Annotated in this window: 21 protein-coding genes and 1 pseudogene; 8 read left to right on the forward strand and 14 right to left on the reverse strand. The window is 71.7% G+C overall.

Translation table 11 applies throughout. The annotated features are described in order from the left end of the window. Both IG08_RS61265 and IG08_RS0112130 read right to left on the reverse strand, forming a co-directional pair. Positions 1-413: FG-GAP repeat domain-containing protein (locus IG08_RS61265; RefSeq protein ID WP_338060155.1), on the reverse strand; the 413-nt coding region annotated here is incomplete at its 3' end. A 23-nt stretch (positions 414-436) separates the two neighbouring features. Next, entirely contained in the window at positions 437-790 is a 354-nt protein-coding gene (locus IG08_RS0112130; RefSeq protein ID WP_158812217.1) for a hypothetical protein, read from the reverse strand. 264 nt (positions 791-1,054) lie between these two features. Between IG08_RS0112130 and IG08_RS0112135 the strand changes: the two genes are divergently transcribed. Beyond that, positions 1,055-2,401 (forward strand): pectate lyase family protein, encoded by a 1,347-nt coding sequence (locus IG08_RS0112135; RefSeq protein ID WP_030599986.1) that lies wholly within the window; start codon positions 1,055-1,057, stop codon positions 2,399-2,401. Between the two features lie 51 nt (positions 2,402-2,452). Here the strand turns inward: IG08_RS0112135 and IG08_RS0112140 are convergent, their stop codons facing one another. The 4 genes from IG08_RS0112140 to IG08_RS0112155 all read right to left on the reverse strand — a co-directional run bounded on the left by IG08_RS0112140 (position 2,453) and on the right by IG08_RS0112155 (position 7,337). Then, positions 2,453-2,929, reverse strand: a complete 477-nt coding sequence (locus tag IG08_RS0112140; RefSeq protein ID WP_030599988.1) for a hypothetical protein — start codon at positions 2,927-2,929, stop codon at positions 2,453-2,455. Positions 2,930-3,191: 262 nt separating this feature from the next. After that, on the reverse strand, positions 3,192-3,668 hold the full coding sequence (locus IG08_RS0112145; RefSeq protein WP_030599992.1) for a hypothetical protein: 477 nt from the start codon (positions 3,666-3,668) through the stop codon (positions 3,192-3,194). Positions 3,669-3,769: 101 nt separating this feature from the next. Continuing rightward, a complete protein-coding gene (gene metG, locus IG08_RS0112150; RefSeq protein ID WP_030599994.1) occupies positions 3,770-5,485 on the reverse strand; it encodes a methionine--tRNA ligase in 1,716 nt (571 codons plus the stop codon). 118 nt (positions 5,486-5,603) lie between these two features. Further along, positions 5,604-7,337, reverse strand: a complete 1,734-nt coding sequence (locus IG08_RS0112155; protein ID WP_030599996.1) for a VWA domain-containing protein — start codon at positions 7,335-7,337, stop codon at positions 5,604-5,606. Between the two features lie 271 nt (positions 7,338-7,608). Between IG08_RS0112155 and IG08_RS0112160 the strand changes: the two genes are divergently transcribed. Then, positions 7,609-9,678, forward strand: a complete 2,070-nt coding sequence (locus IG08_RS0112160) for a PhoX family protein (RefSeq protein ID WP_030600000.1) — start codon at positions 7,609-7,611, stop codon at positions 9,676-9,678. A 25-nt stretch (positions 9,679-9,703) separates the two neighbouring features. Here the strand turns inward: IG08_RS0112160 and IG08_RS54095 are convergent. From IG08_RS54095 to IG08_RS0112180, 4 genes and pseudogenes are all read right to left on the reverse strand, one after another. After that, a pseudogene (locus IG08_RS54095) lies at positions 9,704-11,668 on the reverse strand (FUSC family protein). A gap of 14 nt (positions 11,669-11,682) precedes the next feature. After that, the gene (locus IG08_RS0112170) at positions 11,683-12,636 is read right to left on the reverse strand and encodes an endonuclease/exonuclease/phosphatase family protein (protein ID WP_030600002.1); all 954 of its coding nucleotides are present in this window, start codon (positions 12,634-12,636) and stop codon (positions 11,683-11,685) included. A 10-nt stretch (positions 12,637-12,646) separates the two neighbouring features. Further along, positions 12,647-13,390: an alpha/beta fold hydrolase gene (locus IG08_RS0112175; protein WP_052424631.1), complete on the reverse strand. Its 744-nt coding sequence runs from the start codon at positions 13,388-13,390 to the stop codon at positions 12,647-12,649. Positions 13,391-13,720: 330 nt separating this feature from the next. Further along, a complete protein-coding gene (locus tag IG08_RS0112180; protein WP_030600006.1) occupies positions 13,721-14,608 on the reverse strand; it encodes a hypothetical protein in 888 nt (295 codons plus the stop codon). A 141-nt stretch (positions 14,609-14,749) separates the two neighbouring features. Here IG08_RS0112180 and IG08_RS0112185 point away from each other — a divergent pair, with 141 nt between their 5' ends. Further along, positions 14,750-15,307, forward strand: a complete 558-nt coding sequence (locus tag IG08_RS0112185; protein WP_030600008.1) for a hypothetical protein — start codon at positions 14,750-14,752, stop codon at positions 15,305-15,307. Positions 15,308-15,363: 56 nt separating this feature from the next. Here the strand turns inward: IG08_RS0112185 and IG08_RS0112190 are convergent, their stop codons facing one another. Continuing rightward, a complete protein-coding gene (locus IG08_RS0112190) occupies positions 15,364-15,804 on the reverse strand; it encodes a hypothetical protein (RefSeq protein WP_030600010.1) in 441 nt (146 codons plus the stop codon). A gap of 277 nt (positions 15,805-16,081) precedes the next feature. Between IG08_RS0112190 and IG08_RS54100 the strand changes: the two genes are divergently transcribed. Both IG08_RS54100 and IG08_RS0112205 read left to right on the forward strand, forming a co-directional pair. Further along, the gene (locus tag IG08_RS54100) at positions 16,082-17,446 is read left to right on the forward strand and encodes a PP2C family protein-serine/threonine phosphatase (protein ID WP_043454098.1); all 1,365 of its coding nucleotides are present in this window, start codon (positions 16,082-16,084) and stop codon (positions 17,444-17,446) included. A gap of 69 nt (positions 17,447-17,515) precedes the next feature. Then, positions 17,516-18,814, forward strand: a complete 1,299-nt coding sequence (locus IG08_RS0112205; RefSeq protein WP_030600012.1) for a hypothetical protein — start codon at positions 17,516-17,518, stop codon at positions 18,812-18,814. A gap of 54 nt (positions 18,815-18,868) precedes the next feature. On the opposite strand, the gene IG08_RS0112210 is transcribed toward IG08_RS0112205, so the two are convergent. After that, the gene (locus IG08_RS0112210; RefSeq protein ID WP_030600014.1) at positions 18,869-20,110 is read right to left on the reverse strand and encodes an amidohydrolase; all 1,242 of its coding nucleotides are present in this window, start codon (positions 20,108-20,110) and stop codon (positions 18,869-18,871) included. A 115-nt stretch (positions 20,111-20,225) separates the two neighbouring features. Here IG08_RS0112210 and IG08_RS0112215 point away from each other — a divergent pair, with 115 nt between their 5' ends. After that, the gene (locus IG08_RS0112215; RefSeq protein WP_030600016.1) at positions 20,226-21,041 is read left to right on the forward strand and encodes a mechanosensitive ion channel family protein; all 816 of its coding nucleotides are present in this window, start codon (positions 20,226-20,228) and stop codon (positions 21,039-21,041) included. A gap of 76 nt (positions 21,042-21,117) precedes the next feature. Here IG08_RS0112215 and IG08_RS0112220 read toward each other — a convergent pair whose 3' ends face one another. Continuing rightward, positions 21,118-21,567, reverse strand: a complete 450-nt coding sequence (locus tag IG08_RS0112220; RefSeq protein ID WP_030600017.1) for a hypothetical protein — start codon at positions 21,565-21,567, stop codon at positions 21,118-21,120. A gap of 234 nt (positions 21,568-21,801) precedes the next feature. Between IG08_RS0112220 and IG08_RS0112225 the strand changes: the two genes are divergently transcribed. Then, positions 21,802-25,572: an nSTAND1 domain-containing NTPase gene (locus tag IG08_RS0112225; RefSeq protein ID WP_030600019.1), complete on the forward strand. Its 3,771-nt coding sequence runs from the start codon at positions 21,802-21,804 to the stop codon at positions 25,570-25,572. 98 nt (positions 25,573-25,670) lie between these two features. Beyond that, a complete protein-coding gene (locus IG08_RS0112230) occupies positions 25,671-26,237 on the forward strand; it encodes a tellurite resistance TerB family protein (protein ID WP_030600022.1) in 567 nt (188 codons plus the stop codon). A 3-nt stretch (positions 26,238-26,240) separates the two neighbouring features. Here IG08_RS0112230 and IG08_RS0112235 read toward each other — a convergent pair whose 3' ends face one another. Beyond that, on the reverse strand, positions 26,241-26,537 hold the full coding sequence (locus IG08_RS0112235) for a DUF6401 family natural product biosynthesis protein (protein WP_030600024.1): 297 nt from the start codon (positions 26,535-26,537) through the stop codon (positions 26,241-26,243). Positions 26,538-26,558 lie beyond the last annotated feature (21 nt).

Consider the following 26,558-nt stretch of genomic DNA (forward strand, 5'->3'; position numbering starts at 1 on the left):
CGGGGGGGGGGTGGGTGGGGGGGGGGGGGGCGGGGCGGGCGGGGGTAGGCCTGCTCGCCGTCGTGCGGAACCACGCGGCCGCCGGGGAGCGTGATGCCATAACTCCCGGGCGGCCCTTGGTGGTTGAGCGGTCGGTCAGGAAACGGTCTTGTAACTGCCCAGCCGGTCGCGATCTTCGTGCGCGATCCGAACGAGCCCTTGCCGTCACCGTTGTTGCGGTACACGTTGCCGCTGGTGTCGCGGGAGACGAGGTCGGACTTGCCGTCGTCGGTGATGTCGCCGACGCCGACGATCACGTTGTACGAGCCGCCCCAGTTGGTGAACAGCTTCACGCGGGCCGCGAAGGTGCCGTTGCCCTTGCCGTCGTAGCGGTAGAGGTTGTTGGCCTTGTCCTGGGCGATCAGGTCGCTGATGCCGTCGCCCGTCGCCGCTCATGTCACCGGGCGAGGTCAGGACGTCGTACTGCGTCCAAGCCCGGAGAGGTCTCGTTCGGGAACTCGGTCCACAGCGCGAGGGCGTCGCCGTTCGCGAGGGCCAGCAGCCGGGCGTCGCCGCGCTCGGTGGGCGTGGTGGCGAGGAGCTGTCCGGCGCCGAAGGAGACGCCGTCGGCGGGCTTGCGCACCGCGGCGTACAGGCTCCGGGTGCCGGCGTTCGGCAGGTCCCCCTGGTTCCAGAGGGTCAGTGCGGTGCCGTCGGCGGCGCTGGCTACGTCCAGTACGGCCGTGTCCTCGTCCGTGAACGTGATCTCGTTCCCGCCCTTCCAGGGGGCGAGGTCCACGGCGGACGCCACGGACGGAAGCGCGCCGATGCCGGCGACGACGAGCGCGACGACAGCGGCGGCCGCGGCTCAGGGCGGATCTGCCCACGTTGTTCGTCCCTCCCCGCGGAGGGACACGCTCCCCCCGCACAAGTGCGCGGACTTTAACAGTCCTTTCCATGAAGGAAGCCGAGCGGGGCAACCCTTCCGGGACCGGCGGCCACTGAGGAGTCGTAAGCCCCCTTCACGTGGGCTTCACAGACCGCTCACGCAGTACGACCTGGTAAGGACTCCTCTGTGGCATCCCCCTCGCACCGCCGGTCCCTTCGCAAGCGCCGCACCGTTCTGGTGTCCGCCGCCGCCGTGACGGCCGCCGGTCTCGGCGCCGCCGTGTTCGTCATGAACGCGAACGCAGGCGCTGTCGACCTCTACCACCAGACGCTGGCGGCGAAGGACGGCTGGGCGTCCTCCGGCACCGGCACGACCGGCGGTGCGAAGGCCGACTCCGCGCACACCTTCACGGTCTCCACCCGGGCCCAGCTGGTGAAGGCGCTCGGCTCGGCCTCCGACACCACCCCGCGGATCATCAAGATCAAGGGCACGATCGACGCCAACACGAATGACGCGGGCAAGAAGCTCACGTGCTCCGACTACGCGTCGGGCACCGGCTACTCGCTGACGTCGTACCTGAAGGCCTACGACCCCTCCACGTACGGCACTTCGAAGCTCCCGTCGGGCACCCAGGAGACCGCCCGCGCCGCCGCGCAGACCAAGCAGGCGAAGAACATCGCCTTCAAGGTGCCGGCCAACACGAGCATCGTGGGCGTGCCGGGCACGAACGCCGGGATCACCGGCGGCATGCTCCAGATCCAGAACGTGGACAACGTCATCGTCCGCAACCTGGCGTTCTCCGCCACCGAGGACTGCTTCCCGCAGTGGGACCCGACCGACGGCGACGACGGCAACTGGAACTCGAACTACGACTCCGTGACCCTGCGCGGCGCGACGCACGTCTGGGCGGACCACAACACGTTCACGGACGCGCCGCACCTGGACAGCGCCAACCCGAAGTACTACGGCCGTGAGTACCAGATCCACGACGGTGCGCTGGACATCACGAAGAGCTCCGACCTGGTCACGGTCTCCCGCAACCAGTTCACCAACCACGACAAGACGATGCTGATCGGCAGCAGCGACAGCGAGCCCTCGGGCAAGCTGCGCGTCTCCATCCACCACAACATCTGGAAGGGCATAGGCCAGCGTGCCCCGCTGGCCCGCGTGGGCCAGATCCACATCTACAACAACTACTACGACGTCACGACCCTCAACGGCTACGCGCCGCAGTACAGCATCAACTCGCGGGCGAAGGCCCAGGTCGTCGCCGCGAACAACTACTGGAAGGTCCCTTCCACCGCGAAGGTCGCCAAGCTGCTGAGCGGTGACGGCACGGGTTCGATCGCGGGCAGCGGCAACCTGGTCAACGGCACGGTGACGGACCTGGTCGCCGCGTACAACGCCGCGTCGTCGAAGGACCTGAAGACGACGGTCAACTGGACGCCGACGCTCACGGCGGGGCTGGAGTCCTCGGCGAAGAGCCTGCCGACTTCGCTGGCCACGACTACTGGGGCCGGGGTGCTGTCCTAGGCGGCACAGGCGGGGTTCCCGGGACAGCCAAGTCCCGGGAACCCCGTGGGCTCACGTGTCGTAGCTGCCGTCCCACGGTTCGCCGAAGCCGAGACGGTCCGGGTAGAGCTCGGCCCACGCCTCGCCGTCGTCCTCTCCGGTCACCAGGCCGAACAGCACGCCGTTCACGGTGAGTTGGAAGGGGCGGATCGCGATGTCCGTGTAGGAGCGTTGGGGCAGGCTCCTGAGCAGCGTCGCCAGATGCGCCCGGGCTCGGGCCGGGACCGAGTCCGGGCCGTGCGGGGCACGCTGCTGTTCGGCCCAGGTGCCCGCGCACCAGATCTCCGAGTCCCGGTACCGGCCCTCGGCGTCGAACACGTGCAGGGCCGAGAAGAGACGTTTGTGCTCCTCCCAGCCGTCGTCGGGCCGGTAGCCCTCGGGGAAGGCGTAGGCGACCGACCCCAGGAACTGCCCGCCCGCGTAACGGCCGATGGCCTGGGTACGGCCGTGCGGCTCGTAGGCGATCGGAATGACCTCAGGGACTGCCATGGCGAGGACCTTACGTATCCGACCTGGCAACATCCGCTTCCCGGCCATGAGTTGACCACCATCCTGCCGAAAGATTCACGGCACCCTTTTAGATCTCCACAACCACGGATGAGTCGGACCCTCCCCGCGAGGGGCCCTCCCTGAACGGGATCGTCCCCACCGAAGCACGCTCTACGCACCGTTCGCCCACTCCATGGCAAAGAGTTCCTCCGCGGTGGTGGCAGTGCCGGCGAGGCCGTTGCCCTCCTGTACCGACTGCGGATCAGGCGACGTACCGGCCGTCCCACGGTTCGCCGAACTCGAGGCGGTCCGGGTAGAGCTCGGCCCAGGTCTCGCCCTCGTCCTCGCGGATGACCATGCCGAACAGGACGTCGTCCACGGTGAGTTGGAAGGGGCGGACGGCGATGTTCGTGTAGGCGCGGCGGGGGAGGCTGCGCAGGAGCTTTGCCAGGTGGATACGGGCGCGGCCGAGGACCGAGTCGGCGCCGTCCGGGTCGCGCTGCTGCTCGGCCCAGGTGCCCCCGCACCAGATGTCCGAGTCGCGGTAGCGGCCGTCGGCGTCGAAGGTGTGGAGCACTACGTAGAGGCGTTTGTGCTCTTCCCAGCCTTCGTCGAGCTGGAACCCTAGCGGGAAGGCATACGTGATCGTCGCCAGGAACTGACCGTCCGCGTATCGGCCGATGGTCTCAGTGTGGTGCCTGGGCACATACGCGATCGGAATGACATCGGGGACTGCCATGGCGGAAACCATACGGGTTGGCGCGGACATGCTGGTGGCGGGTATGGCAAGGGCCCGGGAAAGCATTGCGCTCACCGGGCCCTTGCCTGTGTCCGGGGTGGCTACGCCGGGTCGCCGCCGAAGCGCTCCTTGTAGGCCTCCAGGTCCTCTTCCGTCAGCTTGGCGAAGAGGACCGGGGGGACCGTGAAGGGGGTGCCGACCGGGACGGAGGAGAGGGTGCGTGCCTCGTCCGGGGTGACCCAGGTCGCCGTGTCGTTCTGCAGGGCGAAGGTCTGGCGCATTGCCGCCGCGCTCGCCGGGATGAAGGGCTCCGAGACCACCGAGTAGAGGTGGATGAGGTTCATCGCGGTGCGGAGGGTGAGGGCCGCGCCCTCCTGGTCGGTCTTGATCTCCAGCCAGGGGGCCTTCTCCTCCAGGTAGGAGTTGCCCGCGGACCAGAGGGCGCGGAGGGCTGCCGCGGCCTTGCGGAACTGGAGGGCCTCCATCTGCTCCTCGTACTCCGCGAGCAGGCGCGCGATCTCCTCGCCGAGGCGTGCCTCCGGCTCGCCCGGCTCCGCGCCCGCCGGGACCTCCTCGCCGAAGCGCTTCTTGGAGAAGGACAGGACACGGTTGACGAAGTTGCCGAGGGTGTCGGCGAGGTCCTTGTTCACGGTCGCCGTGAAGTGCTCCCAGGTGAAGGACGAGTCGTCCGACTCCGGGGCGTTGGCGATGAGGAAGTAGCGCCAGTAGTCGGCGGGCAGGATCTCCAGGGCCTGGTCGGTGAAGACGCCCCGCTTCTGGGACGTGGAGAACTTTCCGCCGTAGTACGTCAGCCAGTTGAAGGCCTTGACGTAGTCGACCTTCTTCCAGGGCTCACGGACGCCGAGTTCCGTGGCCGGGAACATCACCGTGTGGAACGGGACGTTGTCCTTCGCCATGAACTCCGTGTAGCGGACGTCGGTGTCGACGTCGTACCACCACGACTTCCAGTCGCGGTTCTCCGGGTCGAGGTCCGACCACTCCTTCGTCGCGCCGATGTACTCGATCGGGGCGTCGAACCAGACGTAGAAGACCTTGCCCTCCGCCGCCAGCTCCGGCCATGTGTCGGACGGGACCGGGACGCCCCAGTCCAGGTCGCGGGTGATCGCGCGGTCGTGCAGGCCCTCGGTCAGCCACTTGCGGGCGATGGAGGAGGCCAGCTGCGGCCACTCGTCCTCGTGGGCCGCCACCCACTCCTCGACCTCGACCTGGAGCTTCGACTGGAGGAGGAAGAGGTGCTTGGTCTCGCGGACCTCGAGTTCGGTGGATCCGGAGATCGCCGAGCGCGGGTTGATCAGGTCCGTGGGGTCCAGGACGCGCGTGCAGTTCTCGCACTGGTCGCCGCGGGCCTTGTCGTAGCCGCAGTGGGGGCAGGTGCCCTCGACATAGCGGTCCGGGAGGAAGCGGCCGTCGGCCGGCGAGTACACCTGGCGGATGGCTCGCTCTTCGATGAAGCCGTTCTCGTTCAGGCGGCGGGCGAAGTGCTGGGTGATCTCGACGTTCTGCGCGCTGGAGCTGCGGCCGAAGTAGTCGAACGCCAGCGCGAAGCCGTCGTAGACCGCCTTCTGCGCGTCGTGTGCCTGCGCGCAGAAGTCCGCTACGGGGATGCCCTGCTCCTTCGCCGCGAGCTCGGCCGGAGTGCCGTGCTCGTCCGTCGCGCAGATGTAGAGGACGTCGTGGCCGCGCTGGCGGAGGTACCGGGAGTACACGTCCGCCGGGAGCATGGACCCCACCATGTTGCCCAGGTGCTTGATCCCGTTGATGTACGGAAGGGCGCTGGTGATGAGGTGTCGAGCCATCGGGGGCTGCTCCCAGGTTGCTATGTACGGAACCTTGAAATCGTAGCCGACATGGGTACGCCGCCCGCCTCCCGTTTTATGGGGTGAGAAGCGGACGGCGTGGGGTGGGTCGGGAGGGCTACGGGCGCCAGGTGGCCAGGATGCCCTCGTAGATCTCCGTGTCCGTGAGCTCGCGCGGGGTCTCGCCTGCCAGGAAGTGGGAGGTGTTGGCCAGCTTGAGCTTGCGGAGGTAGTCGAAGGCCTTGTTCTCCGGGGCGCCGAAGGCGACGAAGGAGAAGAAGACGGAGGGGTGGTTCTTCGCCGCGTCCGTGAGGGACTGGGTGGCGGGGGTCTTGGCGTCGGGGGCGCCGTCCGTCTGGAAGACGACCAGGGCGGGGGTGCCGGGGGCTTCCTTGTCGTGGTGGGTCACGACTGCCTCGACGGCGGCGTGGTAGCTGGTACGGCCCATGCGGCCGAGCCCTGCGTGCAGGTCGTCGATCTTGTTGTCGTGGTCGGTGAGGGTGAGCTCGCCGGTGCCGTCGAGTTCTGTGGAGAAGAAGACGACGTGGACCTTGGCCTCGGGGTCCAGGTGGGCCGCGAGGGCGAGGGTCTGCTCGCCGAGGGCCTGGGCGGAGCCGTCCTTGTAGTAGGCGCGCATGCTCGCGGAGCGGTCGAGGACGAGGTAGACCTTGGCGGTGGTGCCGGTGAGGTTCGTGGCCTTGAGGGCGGTTTCGGCCGCGTTGTAAGCCGTGAGGAGGGTGGCGGGTACGTCCCGGCCTTCGGCCGGGTTGTTGTTCCCACCCGCACCACCCGTACCACTTTCGTCGTCGGCTGCGAGTGGCCCCTGTGGGGTGTCCTCGTCGTCGGCGGCCGCGGGTGCGTCGTCCGTTGCCGGTACGGCGGTCTCCGCTGCGGCGGCCACCGGCTCGGGGGTCGGGACCGCTTCCGGCTCGGGCTCCGGGGCCGGCTCAGGCGTGACCTCGGCCACCGGCTCGGGCTCCGACTCGACGACGGGCTCCGGCTCCGACTCGACCACCGGCTCGGGAGTGGCCTCGATGACCGGCTCGGCAGCAAGCTCGGGCTCGGGAGTGGCCTCGGCGACCGGCTCGGCGGCAATCTCCGGCTCGGGCTCGGCAGCGATCTCCGCGGCCGGCTCCTCCACGGTGGTCGGCTCCGGCTCGGCTTCCGCCGTCGGCTCCTCGACCGCGACCGGCTCCGCAGCGGTCTCAGCAACTGCCTCCTCGGCGGTCTCCTCGGCGGTCTCCGCGACCGGCTCCGCCTCCGGCTCGACGACGGGCTCGGGCGTGATCTCCGCGACCGGCTCCGGCTCGACCACCGGCTCCGGCTCCGGTTCCGGCGCCACCTCCGCGATCGGTTCGTCCGTGACGACCGGCTCCGGCGCCACCTCCGCAACCGGCTCCGGCGTGACGACGGGCTCGGGCGTGATCTCCGCGACCGGCTCCGGCTCGACGACCGGCTCCGGTTCCGGCGCCACCTCCGCAACCGCTTCCTCCGTGACGACCGGCTCCGGTGTGGACTCTGCGGTCGGCTCCGCGGCCGTCTCCGGCTCCTCCGCCGGAGGCGCCTGCTTCGGCACCTCGACCTTGTCGAAGGCCGCCGAGACCAGGTCGTGCTCGTCCTTCGTGGACAGGGTCGCCGTGCGGGGCTCCGGCACCGCCGCCGTGGCAGGGGCCGGCGTCGGCTCCGCTGCCGGGGTCGGCTCGGTCGACGGGGCCGGGACCTTCGGTTCCGTTGCCTCCGTCGGAGCCGCCGTCTGTGAAGGGGCCGCTTCCTGCGAAGGCCCTGCTTCGGTGGTCTGCCCCTTGCGGGAGCGGCCGCCGAACGCATTCCGCAGGAGAGTGAGAATGCCCATGTGCGCAACCCTTCGCGTGAGTTGAAGCCCGTCAATCGCTGGCCAGGACGGACACGTAAGGTTAGCGGCCCCGGATGGTGATCTTGGGCAGGGGCGCCCATGCGGGGCCTCCGGCGTCAAGGGGTACATCCGGCCGCACTCCGCCGCGACCCCCAACTCACCTACGTCCACCCCGGGTTCATTCCCCGTTCACCGCACCGCCCCGCTCCCGCACAAACGCCCGCCTACCGTCCGTCACGCCGGGTCCAAGGGGAAGCAAGGGGAGAGCAAAGTGCGCATACAGTTGCCGTTGATCAGAACCGACAACCAGTCCGATTCGCATCCCGGTGGGCGTTCCGCCCTCACCTGCCGGTTCCGGTGTGGTGACGCCTGCTTCCACGAGGTGCCGAACACCACCACCAACCCGTACGTCGGCGATGTCATCGCCACCGCGCTCAGCCGCCGTTCGGTGGTGCGTGCCGCCGCCGTCGTCACGGTCGCCGCCGCCGCGGGCACCGCCGTCACGCCGGGGCAGGCCCACGCCGCCTCCGAGACCGCGAGCAGCGGCAAGGGCACCGGCAAGGCCGCCCGCGGGCTGCGGTTCACCGCGGTCGCTCCCAACACCGCCGACACCGTGACCATTCCGGGCGGATACTCCCAGAACGTCGTCATCCGCTGGGGCGAGCCCATCCTCCGCGGGGCTCCCGCCTTCGACCCGGAGAACCAGACCGCCGCCGCCCAGGCCGGACAGTTCGGGTACAACAACGACTTCCTCTCCCTGCTCCCGCTGCCCGGTGAGCGGGGCAGGCAGATCCTCGTCGCCAACCACGAGTACACCGACGAGGTCCTCATGTTCCGCGGCTACGACGCCGCCAACCCCACCCGCGAGCAGGCCGAGATCGCCTGGGCCGCGCATGGCCTGTCCGCCGTGGTGGTGGAGGAGGACCGTCGCAGCGGCAAGCTCACCGCCGTACCCCGCCATCACCTCAACCGGCGCGTCACCGCCACCACCGAGTTCCGGCTCACCGGGCCTGCCGCCGGGTCCGACCTGCTGAAGACCTCCGCCGACCCGACCGGCACCAAGGCCCTCGGCACCCTCAACAACTGCTCCGGCGGGACGACCCCGTGGGGGACCACGCTGCACGGCGAGGAGAACTTCAACCAGTACTTCGCCAACAGCAGCCGGACCACCGACAAGCGGTACGGCATCGGCACCGGCGCCACCGAGCGCAAGTGGGAACTGTTCGACAAGCGGTTCGACGTCGCCCAGGAGCCCAACGAGGTCCACCGTTTCGGGTATGTCGTCGAGCTCGACCCGTACAACCCCTCCTCCACGCCCCGCAAGCACACCGGCCTCGGCCGGTTCAAGCACGAGGGCGCGACCGTGCGGCTCACGGACGACGGGCGGCCGGTCGTCTACTCCGGTGACGACGAGCGGTTCGACTACTTCTACAAGTTCGTCGGCAGCAAGCGGATGAAGCACGGGAGCAGCCGGGCCGTGCGGGAGCACAATCTGTCGCTGCTCGACGAGGGGACGCTGTACGTCGCCCGCCTCACCGGCGACTCCCCCGCCATCGAGATCGACGGCACCGGCACGCTCCCCGCCGACGGCGAGTTCGACGGCAGCGGCGAGTGGATTCCGCTCGCCACCGCGACCGCCGACGGCGCCGTCTCGCACGTCGAGGGCATGAGCGCCGAAGAGGTCTACGTCTTCACCCGCCTCGCCGGTGACAAGGTCGGCGCGACCAAGATGGACCGGCCCGAGGACATCGAGCCGAACCCGCACTCCGGCAAGGTGTACGTCGCCCTCACCAACAACACCAACCGCGGTGTCGGTACGAACGCCCCGGCCGACGAGGCCAACCCGCGCAACGCCAACAAGCACGGGCAGATCCTGGAGCTCACCGAGCGCTGGAACCGGGCCGACAGCACCAAGTTCGCCTGGACGCTGTTCCTCGTCGCCGGTGACCCGGACGACCCCGCCACCTACTTCGCGGGCTTCCCGAAGGACGACGTCAGCCCGATCTCCTGCCCGGACAACGTGGCCTTCGACCCGCACGGCAACCTGTGGATCTCCACCGACGGTGCCCAGCTCGGCTACCACGACGGCCTGTTCGGCGTCGCCACCAAGGGCGACCGGCGCGGTGAGCTCAAGCAGTTCCTGACCATGCCGAAGGGCGCCGAGACCTGCGGCCCGATCGTCCAGGACCGGCGGGTGCTCGTCGCCGTGCAGCACCCGGGCGAGATCAGCGGGGCGACGGTGGAGAACCCGGCGAGCACCTGGCCCGACGGCCCCGGCAAGATCGTGCGGCCGGCGGTCGTGGCGGTCTGGCGCAAGGACGGCGACGACATCGGCGTCTGAGCCGTGACCCAGGAGGGCGATCGCGTCAGTGCGGCGACGCGATCGCCCTCGCCGCCGCCACCTCCTGCCGCAGTGGCTCCAGCACACTCCCCGCCGGCCCGGTGAGGTCCGTACGTACCGCGTACAGCACCTCCACCTCCCGCAGCCCGTCCGCCAACTCCCGCAGCTGCAGAGCGACTTGGCCGACCTCGGCCGGAGACGGCGGGGACGCCCCGTGCCGTACCCGCACCCGGGCCGCCGTCGTCGCACGATCCTCCCCCAGTGCCTAAAGGGCCTGGGGGGACCCCCACACGGCGACGACGAGCGGCCACCAGGCCGCGGCCCGGCGTCCGGTGGGCGGCGGCTCGGTCAGCGCGCGCTGGAACTCCGTACGGATGACGGAGAGATCGCGGTAGAGACGGCGGCGCATCCGGGCCCGCGCGGCGGGCTCGAGGGACTCCCCGAACGCGCACTCCACATACCGTGCCGTGTCCGCGACCGCGTCCGCGAGCCGGTCGCCGACGCGGGTGTGCCAGCTCTCCGGCCACAGCAGATAGCCCGCGACCAGCGCGATTGCGCAGCCGATGAGTGAGTCGACCAGGCGGGGCAGCAGCAGGGCGGTGCCCTGGTGGTTCAGGACGTCCGACAGGAGCAGGATCACCGGAGTGATGGCCGCCGTCTGGTAGCCGTAACCCCGCGGCGTCAGCGCCGGGATGAGCGGGGCGAGCAGCAGCATCACCGGTACGTCCCACCAGCCCCGCGCCACCTGGGAGAGGACCGCCGCCGCGACCACCAGCCCGGCGACCGTGCCGAGGGCACGCAGCAGGGCGCGGGAGAACACCGAGCCGAAGTCGGGCTTCAGCACGAAGGTGATGGTCAGGGCCACCCAGTACGAGCGGGGCACGGAGATGATCGAGACCAGCGCCTGGGCCAGCCCGATGCACAGGGCGAGGCGCAGGCCGTAGCGCCAGGAGCCCGCGGAGAGGACGACGTTCCGGGCCGCACGGGCCGTGCGGATCGACAGGGCCGCCGGCCGGCCGAGGCGGTCGTCGATGCCCCTCGGGTCCACGTCCGGCGCCGCGACGACCCCGGCCGCGTGGCGCAGGGCGTGGTCGACGGCGCGGGCGGTCTCCGTCACCGGGACGGGCAGGCTCAGCCCTGTCGGTCCCGTGTAGCCGGTCTCCACCGCCTGGGCGAGGTGGCGTACCGCCTCCGGGACCTCCGGCGGGAGGGGGCTGCCGGACAGCCGGGCGGCGGGGGCGGCCTCGACGACCGGGGTGATCGCGTTCAACTGGGCGAGCAGACGGGTGAGTTCGGGGCTGCGGCCGTGGTGGCGGGCGCGCCGGGCGAGGACGAGGTCGTACGACTGGTTCAGGGACTGGGTGACGGCGTGGCGAGCGGCGTCGTACTCCTCCCCGCCGCCGGCCGCCATCAGTTCGGCCACCGCCCGGTACGTCCCCGCGACCGCCGCCCGCTCCGGCACCCCCGACCTCAGCGGCCAGGCGAGCAGCGCCAGCACCAGGACGAGCAGGCCGCCGCCGGTCATCAGCACCGGCGCCAGCCACCACGCACCCGGCATGGGAAGCCCCGCGCCGATCACGGAGTTGAGCAGCAGGAGCAGCCCCGACACGGAGGCCACCGCGCCGATCGTCGAGATCATCCCGGACACGAGCGCGACGCCGGTGACGGCGGCGACCGCGAGCCAGCCATGGCCGTACACCGCCGACCCCAGGGTGATGCCGACCGCCCCGAACAGCTGTGGGATCGCGATGTTGAGGATCCGCATCCGGTACGCGTCCGCGGTGTCGCCGATGACGCCGGAGAGGGCGCCCATGGAGGCCAGGGCGCCATAGGCGGGTTCGTCGACCGCGAGGCCGATCGCCAGGGGGAGGGACATCGCGATCGCGGCGCGGGCGAGGGCGGCCCGGTTGACGGGCGGCGCCTTCTGCGGTTGGAGGTTTCTCACCAGCCAGTCGGGAGGCGTGAGGCCGATGGGGAACTCTCGGGACATGCGCCCATTACACGTCATCCACGCCGGTGCAGCGTGATGTCGACGACCAGTGCGCGGTGGTCGGTGTCGGCGAGGTCGAGGAAGCGGGCGTCGCCCGCGGAGAAGTCCCGCGACACCAGCACATGGTCGATCTGCGCGCCGATCGCCGGCGCGGTGCGGGCCGGCCAGGTGGGGGTGCGGTCGGATCCGGCGAGGCGGGCCGCGTCGCGCAGGCCGGTGTCGAGGATGTCGCGGAAGGCGGCGTGGTCCTGGGAGGCGTTGAAGTCGCCGGCCAGGATCGTCGCCCCCTCGGCGTCGGCGGCGAAGTCGCGCAACGCGCCCAGCTCCCGCCGCCACACGTCGATCTGGCCGGGCAGCGGGGGCATGGGATGCGCGAGCTGCAGCCGTACGGCGTGGCCGTCCACGTCCGCGACGGCACCGGGCATGCCCATGGTGGCGGGGATGCCGTCGGTGCCGCGCAGCGGGAAGCGGCTGAGGAGGACCGAGCCGATCGAGCCGGACGACTCGACGGCCTGCCGGTAGGGGTAGGCGGTGCCGAAGGTCTTCTTGAGCGCCGCGTCGCAGGTGGTCTCGCACTCCACCACGAACACGACGTCCGGGTCCTCGCGGCGGACGGCCGTGATGAGGGAGTCGGTCGCCCACCCGAACTCGACGTTCGAGGTCAGCACCCGCAGCGAGGCGATCGGCGTCCCGTCGGGCTCGCCGCTCTTCCCGTACGGCTCGATGAACCACGCCAGCAGTCCGAGTACGACGGCTGCCCACACCGTCCCGGCCCACCACCGGGTCAGCAGCGCGAGCGCCAGGCCCACTCCGGCGGGCGCGAGCAGCCAGGGGAGGAAGGCGAGGAGCTGGGGGACGGGGGTGATGCCGTCGGTGTCGGCGAGGCGGCACCCGACGACCACGCTGACGGCGGCGAACAGCAGAGCCGCGGTCCAGATGCCGAGTCGCCGTCCCCGCGGGTTGTTCATCGTTCCGAGGTTACGAGGCGCCGTCCACCCGTGCCAGGAACTCCCCCAGCGCCTTGTTGAACTCCTCGGCCCGCTCCAGGTTCGGCATGTGCGCCGCGCCCTCGATCACGCACAGCGTGGAGTCGGGGAGCGCCGCGTGCATCGCCTCCGCGTCGGCGACCGGGGTGTAGGTGTCGTCGGTGCCGACCACGACCAGGGCCGGGACGGTGACGCGGGTCAGCAGGTCGCGGTAGTCGGGGCGGGCGGCACGGGCGCGCAGGGCGGCAGCGGCGCCCTCGGGAGACGTGGCCGTCATCATGCGGTGGACGTGCGCCTTGACCTCGGCGTCGGCGTGCGGGGCCACCATCTTCTCCAGCACCTCGTCGGCGTACCCACCCATGCCCTCCCGCAGCAGCCGCTCCGCCATGGCGTGGCGCACCTCGACGCCCTCGGGTGTCTCGGCGGCCGGGAAGGTGTCGGCGAGCACCAGCCCCCGGATCCGGTCGGGGAACTGCCGGTAGCAGTCCATGACGATCTGGCCGCCCATGGACAGGCCCGCCAGCACGCACGCCGCCACGTCCAGTTCGTCCAGCAGCGCCTCGATGTCCTGCGCGAACTGCCCGAAGTCCGTGACCCGGTCGGACGGCGTGGAGGCGCCGTAGCCACGCAGGTCCGGGGCGATGACGCGGCGCGTGGCGGAGAAGGCCGCCAGCTGCGGGTTCCACATCGTGTGGTCGAAGGGGTGGCCGTGGACCAGAACAAGGGGGGTTGCCATGGAGCCGACCCTAGGTCGCCCCAACTCCTCGGTTCAATAAGATATTTGTCCTCGGCGCAACGTGCTGACCTGGGGCGACCCCTGGTCGACGCCGCGACACCGGACTTTTCTCGCCCCCGCCGCCCCTACCCGTCCCATCCCCAGGGGCTCCGCCCCCGGACCCCCGCTCCTCAAACGCCGGAGGGGCTGATTTTCAGCCCGTCCGGCGTTTGAGGACGAGGCCGTTCAGGCCGAAGCGGGGGTCTGGGGGCGGAAGCCCCCAGGGACGGGACGGGTAGGGGCGGCGGGGGCGAAAACTCGCCGTGGACCCGAGCCGGACGCCGGACGAGGTCAGGCCTGGACTCGCGTCGGCTGCTGTGCCGGATCTGCGGCGGGCGGGCGCCGAGCTCGCATGAGGTGGCCGTAGCGACCGGTGAGCCAGCAGCCCAGTGCCACCGTCAGGCCCACCGCCGCGAGCAGCCAGGACACCGTCCGCAGGGTCTCGGTGAGGGCGTCGTAGATCGCGCCCGCGGCCGGGCGGTGGGCCGGGTCGGGCAGGTCGGCGAGGGTGAGGCGGCGGCCGACGGCGACGGCGAGGCCGAGGAACGTGCCGCCCAGGGCCGTGCCGAGCGCGGTCGCGGTGAGCGCGCGGCGGCGGCAGGCGGCGACCGCGATGCCGGTGACGGCGAGGGCGGCGGCGGTGACGGGGAGCCAGAAACCGGCGACTTCGAGCACGTCGTAGCCCTTCCGGAGACGGTCCAGGTCCCGGGGCGGCAGGATCGCGACCCGGGTGTGCTCGACCGGGATGCGGCCGGCCAACGGCACGTGGTCGTCGGTGAGTTGGCGCTTGACCTGGGCGGCGACGGGGGCCAGATCGACGGTCACCACGTGCTCGCCGTCGTCCCGCAGCGCGGTCAGCACGGCATCGTGCAGGGCCCGGTTGCCCGCGTCCCACGCCGTGCGGAAGGCCGGCGTCCGCGCGAACGAGCGCACCGCGTCCCGCACGAACGGGCGCATGGGACCGCCCACGGGGACCTCGTGCAGGATTCCGGCCCCGACCGTGTCCGTGACCACGTCACGCACCGCCGGATCCGTGGCGAGCGGCGCCATCGTGGTGACGTACCGGCCCGTGTCGGCGAGCCCGTACGCCGCCCAGGCCGCCAGCGCGCCGAACGGCAGCAGCAGGCAGGACAGGGCGATCAGTACGGCCGACAGGGCGTTCCGCAGGCGTGAGGACACGTGTTCAGGCAACGGCCTCCCCGAGACGCGCGCGAGCCGTGGAGCCGGTGGTTCCGCCCTCCGGTGGAGGGTTCACCCGAACGGGTGTCTCATGGGTCTGGGGAGGTTCGGGGGGAGATCCTGGGAGAAGGAGGCCGTTTCATGCGCACCACTCCGGCCCTGCGGATCCTGGCCGCGGCCCTGCTCACCGGCGGCACTCTCGCTGTCTCGGCGGTGAGTACCACGGCGGCGGCAGCCCCGCCCTCGTACGCCGAGGGCCACGGTGACGGCGGTCCGATCTGGGGCACCATCGTCTCCCGCACCGCCCTCAACGTGAGAGCGGCGCCCACCACCCACTCCGTTGCCGTCGACCGGCTCTCCCCCTGGAGCCAGGACCGTGTCGAGTGCATGGTCCGCGGTCAGAGCGTCAACGGCAACCCGTACTGGTACTGGTTCGTCGGCGCCCAGGGCTGGGTGTCCGCGGCCTTCGTCGACGTCGGCGGGGCATGGGTGCCGACCTGTGCCGATCCGTGTCCGCAGTGGCGGGACGGCAACTGGAACAACGCGAACTGGAACGACCCGAGCTGGAACGAGTCCTGGTCCTCCTCGGCGTCCGGTTCGTGGAGCGCCTCCGGTTCGTGGAGCGCCTCCGGCTCCTGGAGCTGGAGCGCGTCCGGGTCCTCGTCGGACGCCTGGAGTTGGGGCCCCGGCGTCTGGTGAGTGGAGGGATGAGGGAAGGCGTGGGCCCCGGCATTCGTGCCGGGGCCCACGCACGCTCACCGGATGCGGTTTCCCTCGCCGTCCTCCCGCGTGTAGTAGCGGTAGAAGAACACCGCGAAGATGCCCGCTGCCACCGCCAGACCCAGCGCCGTGGACCTGAGCACGCTCTCGCCGGTCTGGCTGTACAGGAAGCCGATCGCCGCGCCCGCGAAGCCGGACTTCACGCCCGAGTGCAGCTCCCGCTTCAGGCGCGGGGCCAGGGTCGCGACGGCGAGGCACAGCACGATGAACGCGAGCGCGGTCACGAAGCCGAACAGGATGTTCCAGCCGGTGATGGGACCGCCGCCGCGCCGGTTGGCCGCGGCCCAGTAGCCGTAGACGAGCCCGAGGACGACGGGTACGCCGAACCTCGCCGCCCTGTGCACCTGTGCGTTGAAGATGTCGGGCGTACGGTTCGTCGGCCGGGGCATTCCGCCGGCCGGTGCCGCATGAGCCATGAGAGCACTCCTCTCTCTCCTCGCCCCCGACTCCAGAGCACACCTGGGGAAGGGGGCTGGCAAGTCGGGGCGACCGCTTTTCGAGGCCACTTTCCGCCCCACCGAGTCGGGAGGGGATCCGGGGAGGGCGGAGCCCTTCCCCGGAGGGGCGCGGGGCTGTATCGATATGCGGCTCCGCCGCGTGGGCGCGACCAGCCACAACGAACCCGCAGCTGACGCACCGCACACCGAGCGGAGCGAACTGGCGGCAGACAGCACCCCGTGCTTCGCTGGGCGCATGAGCGGTGTCGGCCGGCGAACCCTGCGGCCGGTGGGCGGCCGGCGGGCCCGTCTGCCCCGCCCCGTGGGGCCGCCACGCGACGTCGTCGGCCGGCACCAGATGCTGAGGGTGCGCGGCCGCACCGTCACCTGGCTGCCCCCGCTGCTGCTGCTCGGCGCGATCACGGCGATCGACTTCAACACGGCGGGCGAGTTCCGGATGATCTCCTGGGTGGTGCTGGTGCCCGGTATCGCCGCCGCGATCTGCGGGGTGTGGGGCACGATGGTCTTCGCTGCGCTCGCGCTGATCACGTACTTCCTCGCGGACACCTCCTGGCCCGACCAGTACCAGAGCGGCCTGCCCGACTTCATCCTCGTCGCCGTCGGCGGCATCCTCGCCGTCCTGGCCTGCGAGGTCCGGGTGCGCGGCGAGCGCCGCATGCTGCACATGCGGGACGTCGCCGACACCACCCGCCGCACCCTGCTGCGCCCGCTCCCGCCGGTCTGGGGCGGCCTCGAACACGCGGAGGTCTATCTCGCCGCCGACACCGAGGCCCGCGTCGGCGGCGACTTCTACGACATCCAGCCCGGCCTGCACGGCACCCGCGTCCTCGTCGGCGACGTGCAGGGCAAGGGGCTCGGCGCGGTCGAGGCGGCGGCCGCGCTGCTCGGCACGTTCCGCGAGGCCGCCTACCACGAGCCGGACCTGGCCACCGTCGCCGCCCGCCTCGAGACCCGCATGCTCCGGCACGGCGTCCACCTCACCGCGCTGGCCGCTGCCGTCGAATCCCCGCCTGCCCCGCAACGCCCGGCACGCACGCTCGCACGCACCGACAGCAACATCAGCCGCCGGCGCGGCGGGCGCGGGGCCCGCCCTTCGGGCGGACGACGGGGATTCGACGGCAGCGGCCTCCGCGACGACGGCGACCGCTTCGCCACCGCCGTGCTGCTCGGCTTCCCCGAGCACGAGGACGGCGTGGTGGAGGCCGTCCTCTTCGGCCACGAGCCGCCGCTGGTGGTCGGGCCCGCGGGCGTACGGCCCCTGCCGCCGGGCGACGGGCTCCCGCTGGGCCTCGGCTCACTGGCGGCCGACGACGACCCGCCGTCGGTCGTCAGGGTGCCCCTCGCGGCGGGCGAGACCGTGCTGCTGACCACCGACGGGGTGACCGAGGCCCGCGACGCGGCCGGGGTGTTCTACGCGCTCGCCGACGAGGTGGCCCAAGCGGTCGCCGCCGACCCGGGCACCGCCGCACCCCGGCGTCTGGTCGCCTTCGTGCGGGACGGCACCCTGCGGCACTGCGGGGGCCGACTGGCCGACGACACCACGGTGTTCGCGGTGCGCAGGGCCGAAGAACCATCCGGAAACGGACGTTTGCGGTCCTGAGCCCCACCTTCGCAGCCGCAGCGGTTACGGTGCTGACGTACGTGATCGACGGGGGATGGGGAGGGACCGATGCCCGGAACCGTGCTGCTGCTCGCCGCCTCACCGGTGGGCAAGGGCTGTCTGGTGGACGCGGCCTCCGTGCTCCCGGTCCTCGCGGCCGTACCGCCCGCCGTGCTGTCCGGCACCGACACGGCCAACGTCGTCGAACTCGCCGACCCGCTGGAACCGCAGGCCGTGCTGACCCGGCTGCGCGCCGCCGCGGGCGTCCCCGGCCCGCTCACCGTCTTCGTCGCCGGGCAGCTGGTCCTGGACCGCCGCCAGCACCTGCCCCACCTGGCGCTGGCCCGCACCACCACGGCCACCGTCCGCTACACCGCCCTGCCCTGGCACTGGATCCGCGAGGAGTTCCGGCTCCGCCCGCCGGGCACGACGAACCTCGTCCTCGATCTGCACGCCGACCAGGAGACCTGGGAGTGGCTGCGGACGAACCCCCTCGACTCGGGCCGCAACAACGTGGTTTACGGCCGTATCGCACCCCCGCCGTCCAGACGTACGGTGGCGGCACCCGCGTACATGAAGGCGGTGGCGACGATCCTGCGCAGTGGACACCGGCCGCCATTGGAGCAGTTGCACCAGCTGGCGCTGAGCCGGCTGGGCAGCAAGGGTGCCGAGGATCTGGTGCTGGGCGGGCAGATGGGCGCACCGCCGCGAGCACAGGGCGTCGGCGTTCCCGCGGGGGCTCCTCACGGTGCCGGTGTTCCCGCAAGCACTCCCCCCAGGCCCTCGTACCGGCCCGCGACGCCTCCTCCACCGACTCCGGCGGCGCCGAAGTCGGCTGCGCCAACGCTGGACCTGTCGAGGCCGACCGGGCCAATGCCGGACGCGTCGAAGCCGACCGCGCCAACGCCCGCCGCCCCAACGCCCCACGCACCCAAGCCAACAGCCGCCGACCCTCACGCCGACATCGCCGCCGCCGTCCAGGGACGGCGCTACACCGAGGCCGACGCGCTGGCCACCCACCACGAACTGGCCGCCCTGCGCGCCTACGGCCCCGCCTCCGAACAGGCCCTGCACTGGACCGAAGTCCGCGCGGACCTCGCGATGCTGGCCGGGGACCCGGTCCGCAGCTGTCACGCCTGGCTCACCCTCGCGAACGCCCGCCTCGCCGCCGGGCAGGCCCTCGACTCCCCCTCCGTCGAGGCGGCCGTGGACCGCGCCCACCACCAGTGGGGGCAGATCACCGATCCGGCGCGGGCCCGTGAACTCGGGCCCACGATCGCGGAGTTGCGCGCACGGGTGCCGGGGCGCAAGAAGGGCGCACTGGACCACGTCCATCGGCACTTGCGTCAGCTCCAGATCCAGAACTGATGCGGGAGCGGCCTCACTTGCTGAAAGAGAAGTGGGGATGCCGGGACGACTAAGTCATGCCTCGGACAACAACGCCAGCGCCCCCGACACCAGCGTCTGTACCCCCGGCTTGAGCGTCGACAGGTCCGGGGCGAAGTGGGGGCTGTGGTTGCTCGGGACGGCCGCGAGCTTCTCCGCGAGGTCGTCGCCGGGGGTCGCGTTCCACACCTCGGCCGGGGTGGAGGTCACGAACCAGTAGGCGTACGGCAGTCCGTCCGGGGCCAGGTGGGGGAAGTCCTCGCTGGCCATCGCGGGGCCCGGGTCGAGGATGGTGCCGGCGCCGAAGACCTCGCCGTGCACGGCGGCCACGCGCCGGTCGGTCTCGGCGTCGTTGACGGTGATCGGGAAGGACGCGCCGACGGTCACCTCGGGCTCGCGCGGGCAGCCCGCCGCCGCGCACTCGCCGGCCGCGATCCGCCGTACCGCGGCGATCATCCGCTCCCGGACCAGCTCGGACTGCGTACGGATGTTGAGCGAGATGCGCGCCTCGGCCGGGATGATGTTCGGCCGCGTCCCCGCCTCGATCCGCCCGACCGTCAGCACGGCCGACTCCCCGGCGGCCACCTCGCGCGAGACGACGGTCTGGAGGCGGGTGACGAGGAAGCAGGCCGTGACGACCGGGTCCACGGCCGTCTCGGGGCGCGAACCGTGCCCGCCCAGCCCGTGCACCACGATGTCGATGTCCGTCGAGGCGGACAGGATCAGGCCCGGAACGTGCCCGTACAGCCCCGCCGGACCCGGCACCGCGTGCTGGCCCAGCAGCACGTCCGGGCGCGGGAACCGCTCGTACAGCCCGTCCGCCACCATGCGGGCCGCGCCCAGCCCCGTCTCCTCGGCCGGCTGCCCGACCACCAGCAGCGTTCCCGACCAGGCGTCCCGCCCGTCGGCCAGCGCCTTCGCCGCCCCCGCCAGCCAGGTCACGTGCAGGTCGTGCCCGCAGGCGTGCATCAGCCCGGGTGTCCGGGAGGCGTACGGCAGCCCGGTCTCCTCCCGCACCGGCAGGGCGTCCATGTCGGCACGCAGCAGGACGACGGGCCCGTCGCCGTTGCGCAGGACACCCGCGACTCCGGTGATGCCGATGCCGCCGTCGGTCTCGAACCCGGCCCGCTCGAAGCGTTCGGCGAGCTTTCCGGCCGTGCGGTGTTCGCGCAGCGACAGCTCGGGGTGGCGGTGCAGGTCCCGGTAGAAGTCCTCGAGGTCGTTCACGGGGAGGTCGGCGGTGAGGTCCAGCGCGGTGCGGGCGGCGGGAGACGTCATGACGTCAGCGTAGGCGGCGGGTGTCACTCGTACGGCGGTGTTCGCCGGGGCCTCACACCTGTGGCGCTGCTATCCACGAAGCAGGGGGAAGCACCCACCGAAGGAAGTGCCCCGCATGGCCAGCACCCTCTCCATAGATTTCACCCAGGGTCTCGACGACGCCTGGTCGAAGGTCGCCCAGTTCGTACCGAAACTCGTCGGCTTCCTGGTCATCCTGGCCATCGGCTGGTTCGTCTCGAAGATGATCGCCCGTGTCCTGGACCGGGTGCTGCGCAAGGTCGGCTCCGAGCGGCTGTCGGAACGGGCGGGCACGGCACGGCTCCTGCGGGACTCCAAGTACGACATGACGGGCATCGTCTGCAAGATCGTCTACTACGCGCTGATGCTGATCACCCTCCAGCTCGCGCTCGGCGTCTTCGGCGCCAACCCCGTCAGCACGATGATCAACGGCATCGTCGCCTGGCTGCCGCGCGGCATCGTCGCCGTCGTCCTGGTCGTGGTCGCGATGGCCATCGCCAACGCGGTCCGCGGGATCGTGGGCAGCGCGCTGTCGTCGGTGTCGTACGGAAAGACGCTCGCCACCATCGTCTGGGCCTGCATCCTGGCGCTGGGCGTGATCGCGGCCCTCGGCCAGGCGGGCATCGCGACCACGGTCACCCAGCCCGTCCTGTACGCGGCCCTCGCGACCGTGGCCGGCATCCTGATCGTCGGTGTCGGCGGCGGCATGATCACGCCGATGCGGCAGCGCTGGGAGCGGATGCTGTCCACCGCGGAGACCGAGTCGATGCGCGCCAAGGGCAGCATGGCCGCCTACCAGGCGGGCCGCGAGGACGCGATGCGCAACCAGCCGGCGCGGGAGCGGACGGATTCCGGACAGATGGGCACCGGCCCGGACATGGGCACCGGCCGGGACATGGGCACCGACATGTGACACCCCGGGAACGGGAAAGCGGCCGCCGACGCGAGGGGGGAGTGAGCGTCGGCGGCCGCGGCATGGGGGCCGTGCGTCAGAACGCGGGGATGGCGGCCTTGGCCCGGCTGTCGGCGTTGCGGGCGTTGTTGATGTTGGCCTGGAGCTTGCCGGCCAGCGGGAAGTTGGCCTTGCCCCACGTGGAGTTCCACAGGGCGTCGCGCGGAGCCTTGTCCATCTGGAACATGTCGACCAGGGAGGGCTGGTCCCAGGTGCCGTTGCCCCAGACCCGCGGCACCTCGTTGATCGGGTGGGTGCTGTAACCGCCGTGCCGGGAGGCGGCCAGGAAGCGGGGACGCTCCTCGCCCTGCTTCTGCAAGCAGCCGTTCGTGTCGTAGTCGAACAGCGGCATGTACTTGTTCTCGAAGGTGCCGGCGTTCCACGGCAGCTTGTTCAGGATGGCGGCGTTGCCGCTGCCCGCCAGGCCGACGGTCAGGGTGGCGACGCCGCCCGCGACGAGAGCGACCTTGGCGAGGCGGGACTTCATTTTCTTCTTGACTGCCTGGGACTTGTGCGTCGTTCCTTCGGTTGCGGGTGGTGCTCCTTGTGACATGAGAGAGATGTGCAACCTGGGAGTTGATTGTGACGTCCTCTTTGTCAGGACAATCAATTACGCGGACGTCATCCACCTCACATCTTGATTTACGGCGGATCGCGGGGAAACGTAGGTTGATCGTCCCTGAACATCGTTTTCATCTGCTGTACGGAAGTGGGTGGACCTGTGGGACGTCCCGAACGGTCGCTGGACCCCGAGGCCGGACCGGTACAGCGCCTTGCCCATGGCCTGCGCGAGCTGCGCAGGGAGGCGGGCGGACCCTCGTACCGCGCGATGGCGAAGACGGCCGGCTTCTCCGCGACAACGCTGTCCCAGGCGGCGGCCGGCGAGCGGCTGCCGTCCCTCGCGGTGGTCCAGGGGTACGCCCGCGCCTGCGGGGCCGACCCCGGGGAGTGGGAAGCCCGGTGGAAGGAGGCCGAGGCCGAACGCGCCGGGGTGCCGGTCCCGGACGAGGGGGACGAGAAACCGCCGTACCGGGGGCTCACCCGCTTCGAGCCGGACGACCGTGAGCTGTTCTTCGGCCGCGACCGGTTGGTCGAGGAGCTGAACCGACTGGTGTGCGACCACCGGTTCGCGGTGCTGTTCGGTGCTTCGGGAAGCGGCAAGTCGTCGCTGCTCAGGGCCGGGCTCATCCCGCAGCTCAGGGACGAGATAGCGACCCGGGGGCGCCCGGCGGTCCTGCGGGTGCTCACACCGGGAGACAGACCCGCGCAGACCTACGGCCATCTGCTCGCGCCCGCCGAGGAGGAGCCGGAGAGCTGGGTGGTGGTCGACCAGTTCGAGGAGCTCTTCACCCTGTGCCGGGACCGCGCGGAGCGCTCCCGCTTCCTCGACCTGCTGCTCGCCGCCCGCGACCCGGGCAGCCGCCTCAGGGTCCTCATCACCGTACGGGCCGACTTCTACGCCCGCTGCGCCGAGCACCGCGGCCTGGCGGACGCCCTGCGCGGCGCCGGACTGCTGGTCGGCCCGATGACCGCGGACGAACTGCGCGAGGCGGTGATCAAACCGGCGCAGGCGGTCGGACACCTGGTGGAACGGGAGCTGACCGCGAAGATCGTCGAGGAGGTCCTCGACCAGCCCGGCGGCCTGCCGATGCTCTCGCACGCCCTGCTGGAGACCTGGCGCCGGCGCCAGGGCCGGATGCTGACGCTGGCCGCGTACGAGGCGGCCGGCGGGGTACGCGGCGCGATCGCGGCGAGCGCCGAGGAGGTGTACGGACAGCTGACCGCACCCCGGCAGCGTGCCGCACGGCAGCTGCTGCTGCGGATGATCGAGCCGGGCCGGGGCACCCCCGACACCCGCCGCCCCCTCACCCGCGCCGAACTCGACGAGTGGGGCGACGTCGACGTGCCGGTGGTGGTGGAGCGGCTGGCCCGCGCCCGGCTGCTGACCGTCGACGAGGAGGGCGTCCACCTCGCCCACGAGGCGCTGATCACCTGCTGGCCCCGGCTCCAGGGCTGGATCGAGCAGGACCGTGAACGACTGCGCGCCCACCGCGCGCTGACCGAGGCCGCCCGCACCTGGCTGGAGCACGACCGCGACCCCGGCACCCTGTACCGGGGCACCCGCCTCGACCGCACCGAGGAGCACTTCCCCGATCATGAGCGGGACCCGGCGCTGACCGGCACGGAACGGACGTTCCTGATCGCCGCGTTCGAGGCCCGTGACACGGAACGCCGGGCCGCCGTCCGCTCCACGCGCCGGGCCCGGACCGCGATCGGCGTGCTGTCGGCCGTCCTGGTGGTGGCCCTGGTCGCCGGCCTGACCGCCTGGACGCAGAGCCGGGACAACGAGCGCCGCGGCACCGAGGCCGCGGCCCGCCGCATCGCCTCCGTCGCGGACGCGATGCGCACCACCGACCCGCGCACCGCACAGCTCCTCGGCGTCGCCGCCTGGCGGGTCGCCCACCTGCCGGAGACCCGGAGCGCGCTGCTGGGCTCGCTCGGCCAGCCGGAACTGGACGTCTTCAGCGACCCGGCACTGGGCGACGGCACCTCGCGCTACCTCACGGCCTCCGGCCGTACGCTGCTCAGCGTCTCGGGACGCGAGTGGCGGACCTGGGACACGGTGACACACCGGCCGACCGCCTCCGGGCGGCTGCCGGAGGGCGGCCGCGCGGAGGCGGCGAGCCCCGACGGACGGCTGCTGTCGATCCGCTCCGCGGACGGGGTACGGCTGTGGGACACGGCCGCCGCGCGCTGGCGCGGCGAGAGGCTGCCGGACTCGGCCTTCGTGCAGTTCTCCGGGAGCAGCTACCTCGTGAGCGACACGGACGCCCCCGAGGTGCGGGTGCGCTCGATCGCGGACGACCGGCTGCTGTTCGAGACGAAGGCGGAGGCGGAGGACTCGGCCGTGGTGGCGGCGAGCCCGGACGGCGGGCTGGTCGCGGCCTGCCCGGCCGGGGAGGGCCCGCTGCAGGTGCGGGACCTGCGCACCGAGCGCACGGTCCACGGCCGCTGGGAACGGTCGGCCGACATCTGCGGCCGGGAACGGTCGCAGATCGTGCTCGGCGGCCGGCAGCAGCTCGCCGCGCTGACCCCGACCGGGGTGCTCGTCTGGGACATCCGGACGGGGGAGCAGCTGGCCGACCTCCAGGACATCGGGGTGACGTACGTGTCCTTCAGCAAGGACGGAAAGTTCCTGGCGACCGCCGACGCACAGGAGGTCAGGGTGTGGCGGCCGGGCGTCGAGGCCCCGGTGTTCCGGCACTCCCTCAACAACCAGCACCTGTACGGCGGTCTGGACTGGGACCCCTCCCGCCCGGTGCTGCGCTACCTGGAGGGCGGCACCGTGCACACGCTGGACGTCTCGGCGGCCGTCACCTCCGCCTGGCAGGACCAGCCGATGGACAACGTGCTGCTCAGCCCCGACGGCCGCACCCTCGCCACCGCGAGGCGCACCGGCGACCGCTACCGCGTGGACCTGCGCGACACCCGCGACGGACGCCTGCTGCGCACACTCCCCGCCCCGCCGCTCCCCGTCTCCACCGACCCCGCCTACCCGGTGTACCCGCCGGAGACCTCCGCGCTGCTGGCGTTCACCCCCGACAGCAAGGCACTCGCCTACGGGATCTCGGCCCCCAGCAGCGATACGTCCCGGCAGCCCCTCACGATCTGGGACGTCACCGAGGGCCGTACCCGTACGACCCTGAACCTGGCCACGAAGACGTCGACCGGGGCGATGGTCACGATCGCCCTCGGCCCGGACGCCCGCACCCTCTACGCCACCCGCGCCGGACTCTCCACCACCGGCGCCGGCGGCGTCGGCACCCTGAGCAACGAGGTCTGGGACACGGCCCGCGACCGCAGAACGGCGGTCCTGCCCACCCTCTCCAGCAGCCACCTGGCCGCCCGCCCCGACGGCCGCGTCCTCGCCGGCGACAACCGGGTCGCCGCCCTGCCCGCCGGCAAGGTCACCGGCCGGGCCCTCGTCCAGGGCGACGAGATCGGCGCCCTCGCCTTCACCCCCGACGGCTCGCGGCTGGTGGCCGGAGACCAGACGGGCCGGGTCGCGCTGTGGGACGGGAAGCTGCGGCAGCGCGCCGGCCTCCTGCGCAATGTCTTCCCCGCCCTCCCGGACAACATCGGCGACGGGGTCTTCGGCGACACCTCCGAGGCCGTCGACGCCCTCGCCGTCAGCCCCGACGGCAGGACCCTTGCGGTGGGCGGCGAGGCAGGCAGCCTGCAGCTGTGGGACATCGCCACGCAGCAGCCGCTGGGCAGCCCCCTGACGACGTCCGGCGAGGCGATCGAGACCGTGTCCTTCAGCCGCGACAGCGACACCGTGTACGCGGGCAGCGCGCACGTCCCGCTCCAGCGGTACGCCATCGCCCCCGAGCACGCGGTGAGCGAGGTGTGCGCGCGGGCGGGGGGTGGGCTGAGCAGGGCGCAGTGGCGTACGAACATTCCGGACGCGGAGTACCGGAAGATCTGCTGACTCCTCTTGATGCCTCTTGATGCCTCTTGGTGGAACCTTTACCTGTGCCCGGCCGTTCAGGCGGTGAGATCACTCAGACGAGTACCGAGGTGACGTTCATGGCACTGTTCGACCGGCTCAAGGACCAGGCCAAGAACCTGCAGCAGCAGGCGCAGGGCGGGCGCGGCACGACGACCGGTGGGCACGGGCACGGTGGCGCGTCCGGCGGTGGTTCGCGCGGCGGTTCGCGCGCTCAGCTGGTCGGCGTGCTGAAGACGCAGCTGGGCTCCCTCAAGACCGAGCTGAAGAGCGGTGCGTACCGGGACGCCAGCATGGCGATGTGCGCCCTGGTCGCGGCGGCGGACGGGCACGTGGACCCGGCCGAGCAGCAGCAGATGGAGTCGCTGATCCTCAGCAACGACGTGCTGCAGAACTTCCCGCCGGAGCAGCTGCGCACGCGCTTCCACAAGCACGTGAGCCAGCTGACCCGCGACTTCCAGCAGGGCAAGGCCGAGGCGATGCAGGAGATCGCCAAGGCCGCCAAGAAGCCGACCGAGGCCCGTGCGGTGATCCAGACCGGCATCGTGATCGCCGGCGCGGACGGCCACTTCTCCCAGGCCGAGGCGACGGTCCTCAGGGAGGCCTGCGCGGCACTGGGCCTGTCGCCCGCGGAGTTCCAGCTCTGACCGTCAGACGAGGTCGTGCCGCGTCACCAGCCAGCTGATGGCGGTGAGGCGGCACACCGCGTAGTCGTGCCCCACGGGCTCGCGCCAGTCGGTCTCGGCGAGCGCGTCGAGGAAACCGAGGGCGTAGTCGGCGAGCACCTCGCGGTGCGGCGGGCGGGGGACGAGCCCCGGGTGACTGGCGTCGAGCCGTTCCCTGAGCTCGGCCACGTGCTGGTCCACGGCGGCCACGAAGGCAGGCTCGAACGCGAACTCCGCGAAGCGGGGTGCGAAGGAGCTGCTGATCTTGGCCAAGGGGGACATTCCTCCACGGTAAAGGGGCCT

Source organism: Streptomyces fulvoviolaceus (assembly GCF_000718165.1).
GTDB lineage: Bacteria > Actinomycetota > Actinomycetes > Streptomycetales > Streptomycetaceae > Streptomyces > Streptomyces fulvoviolaceus.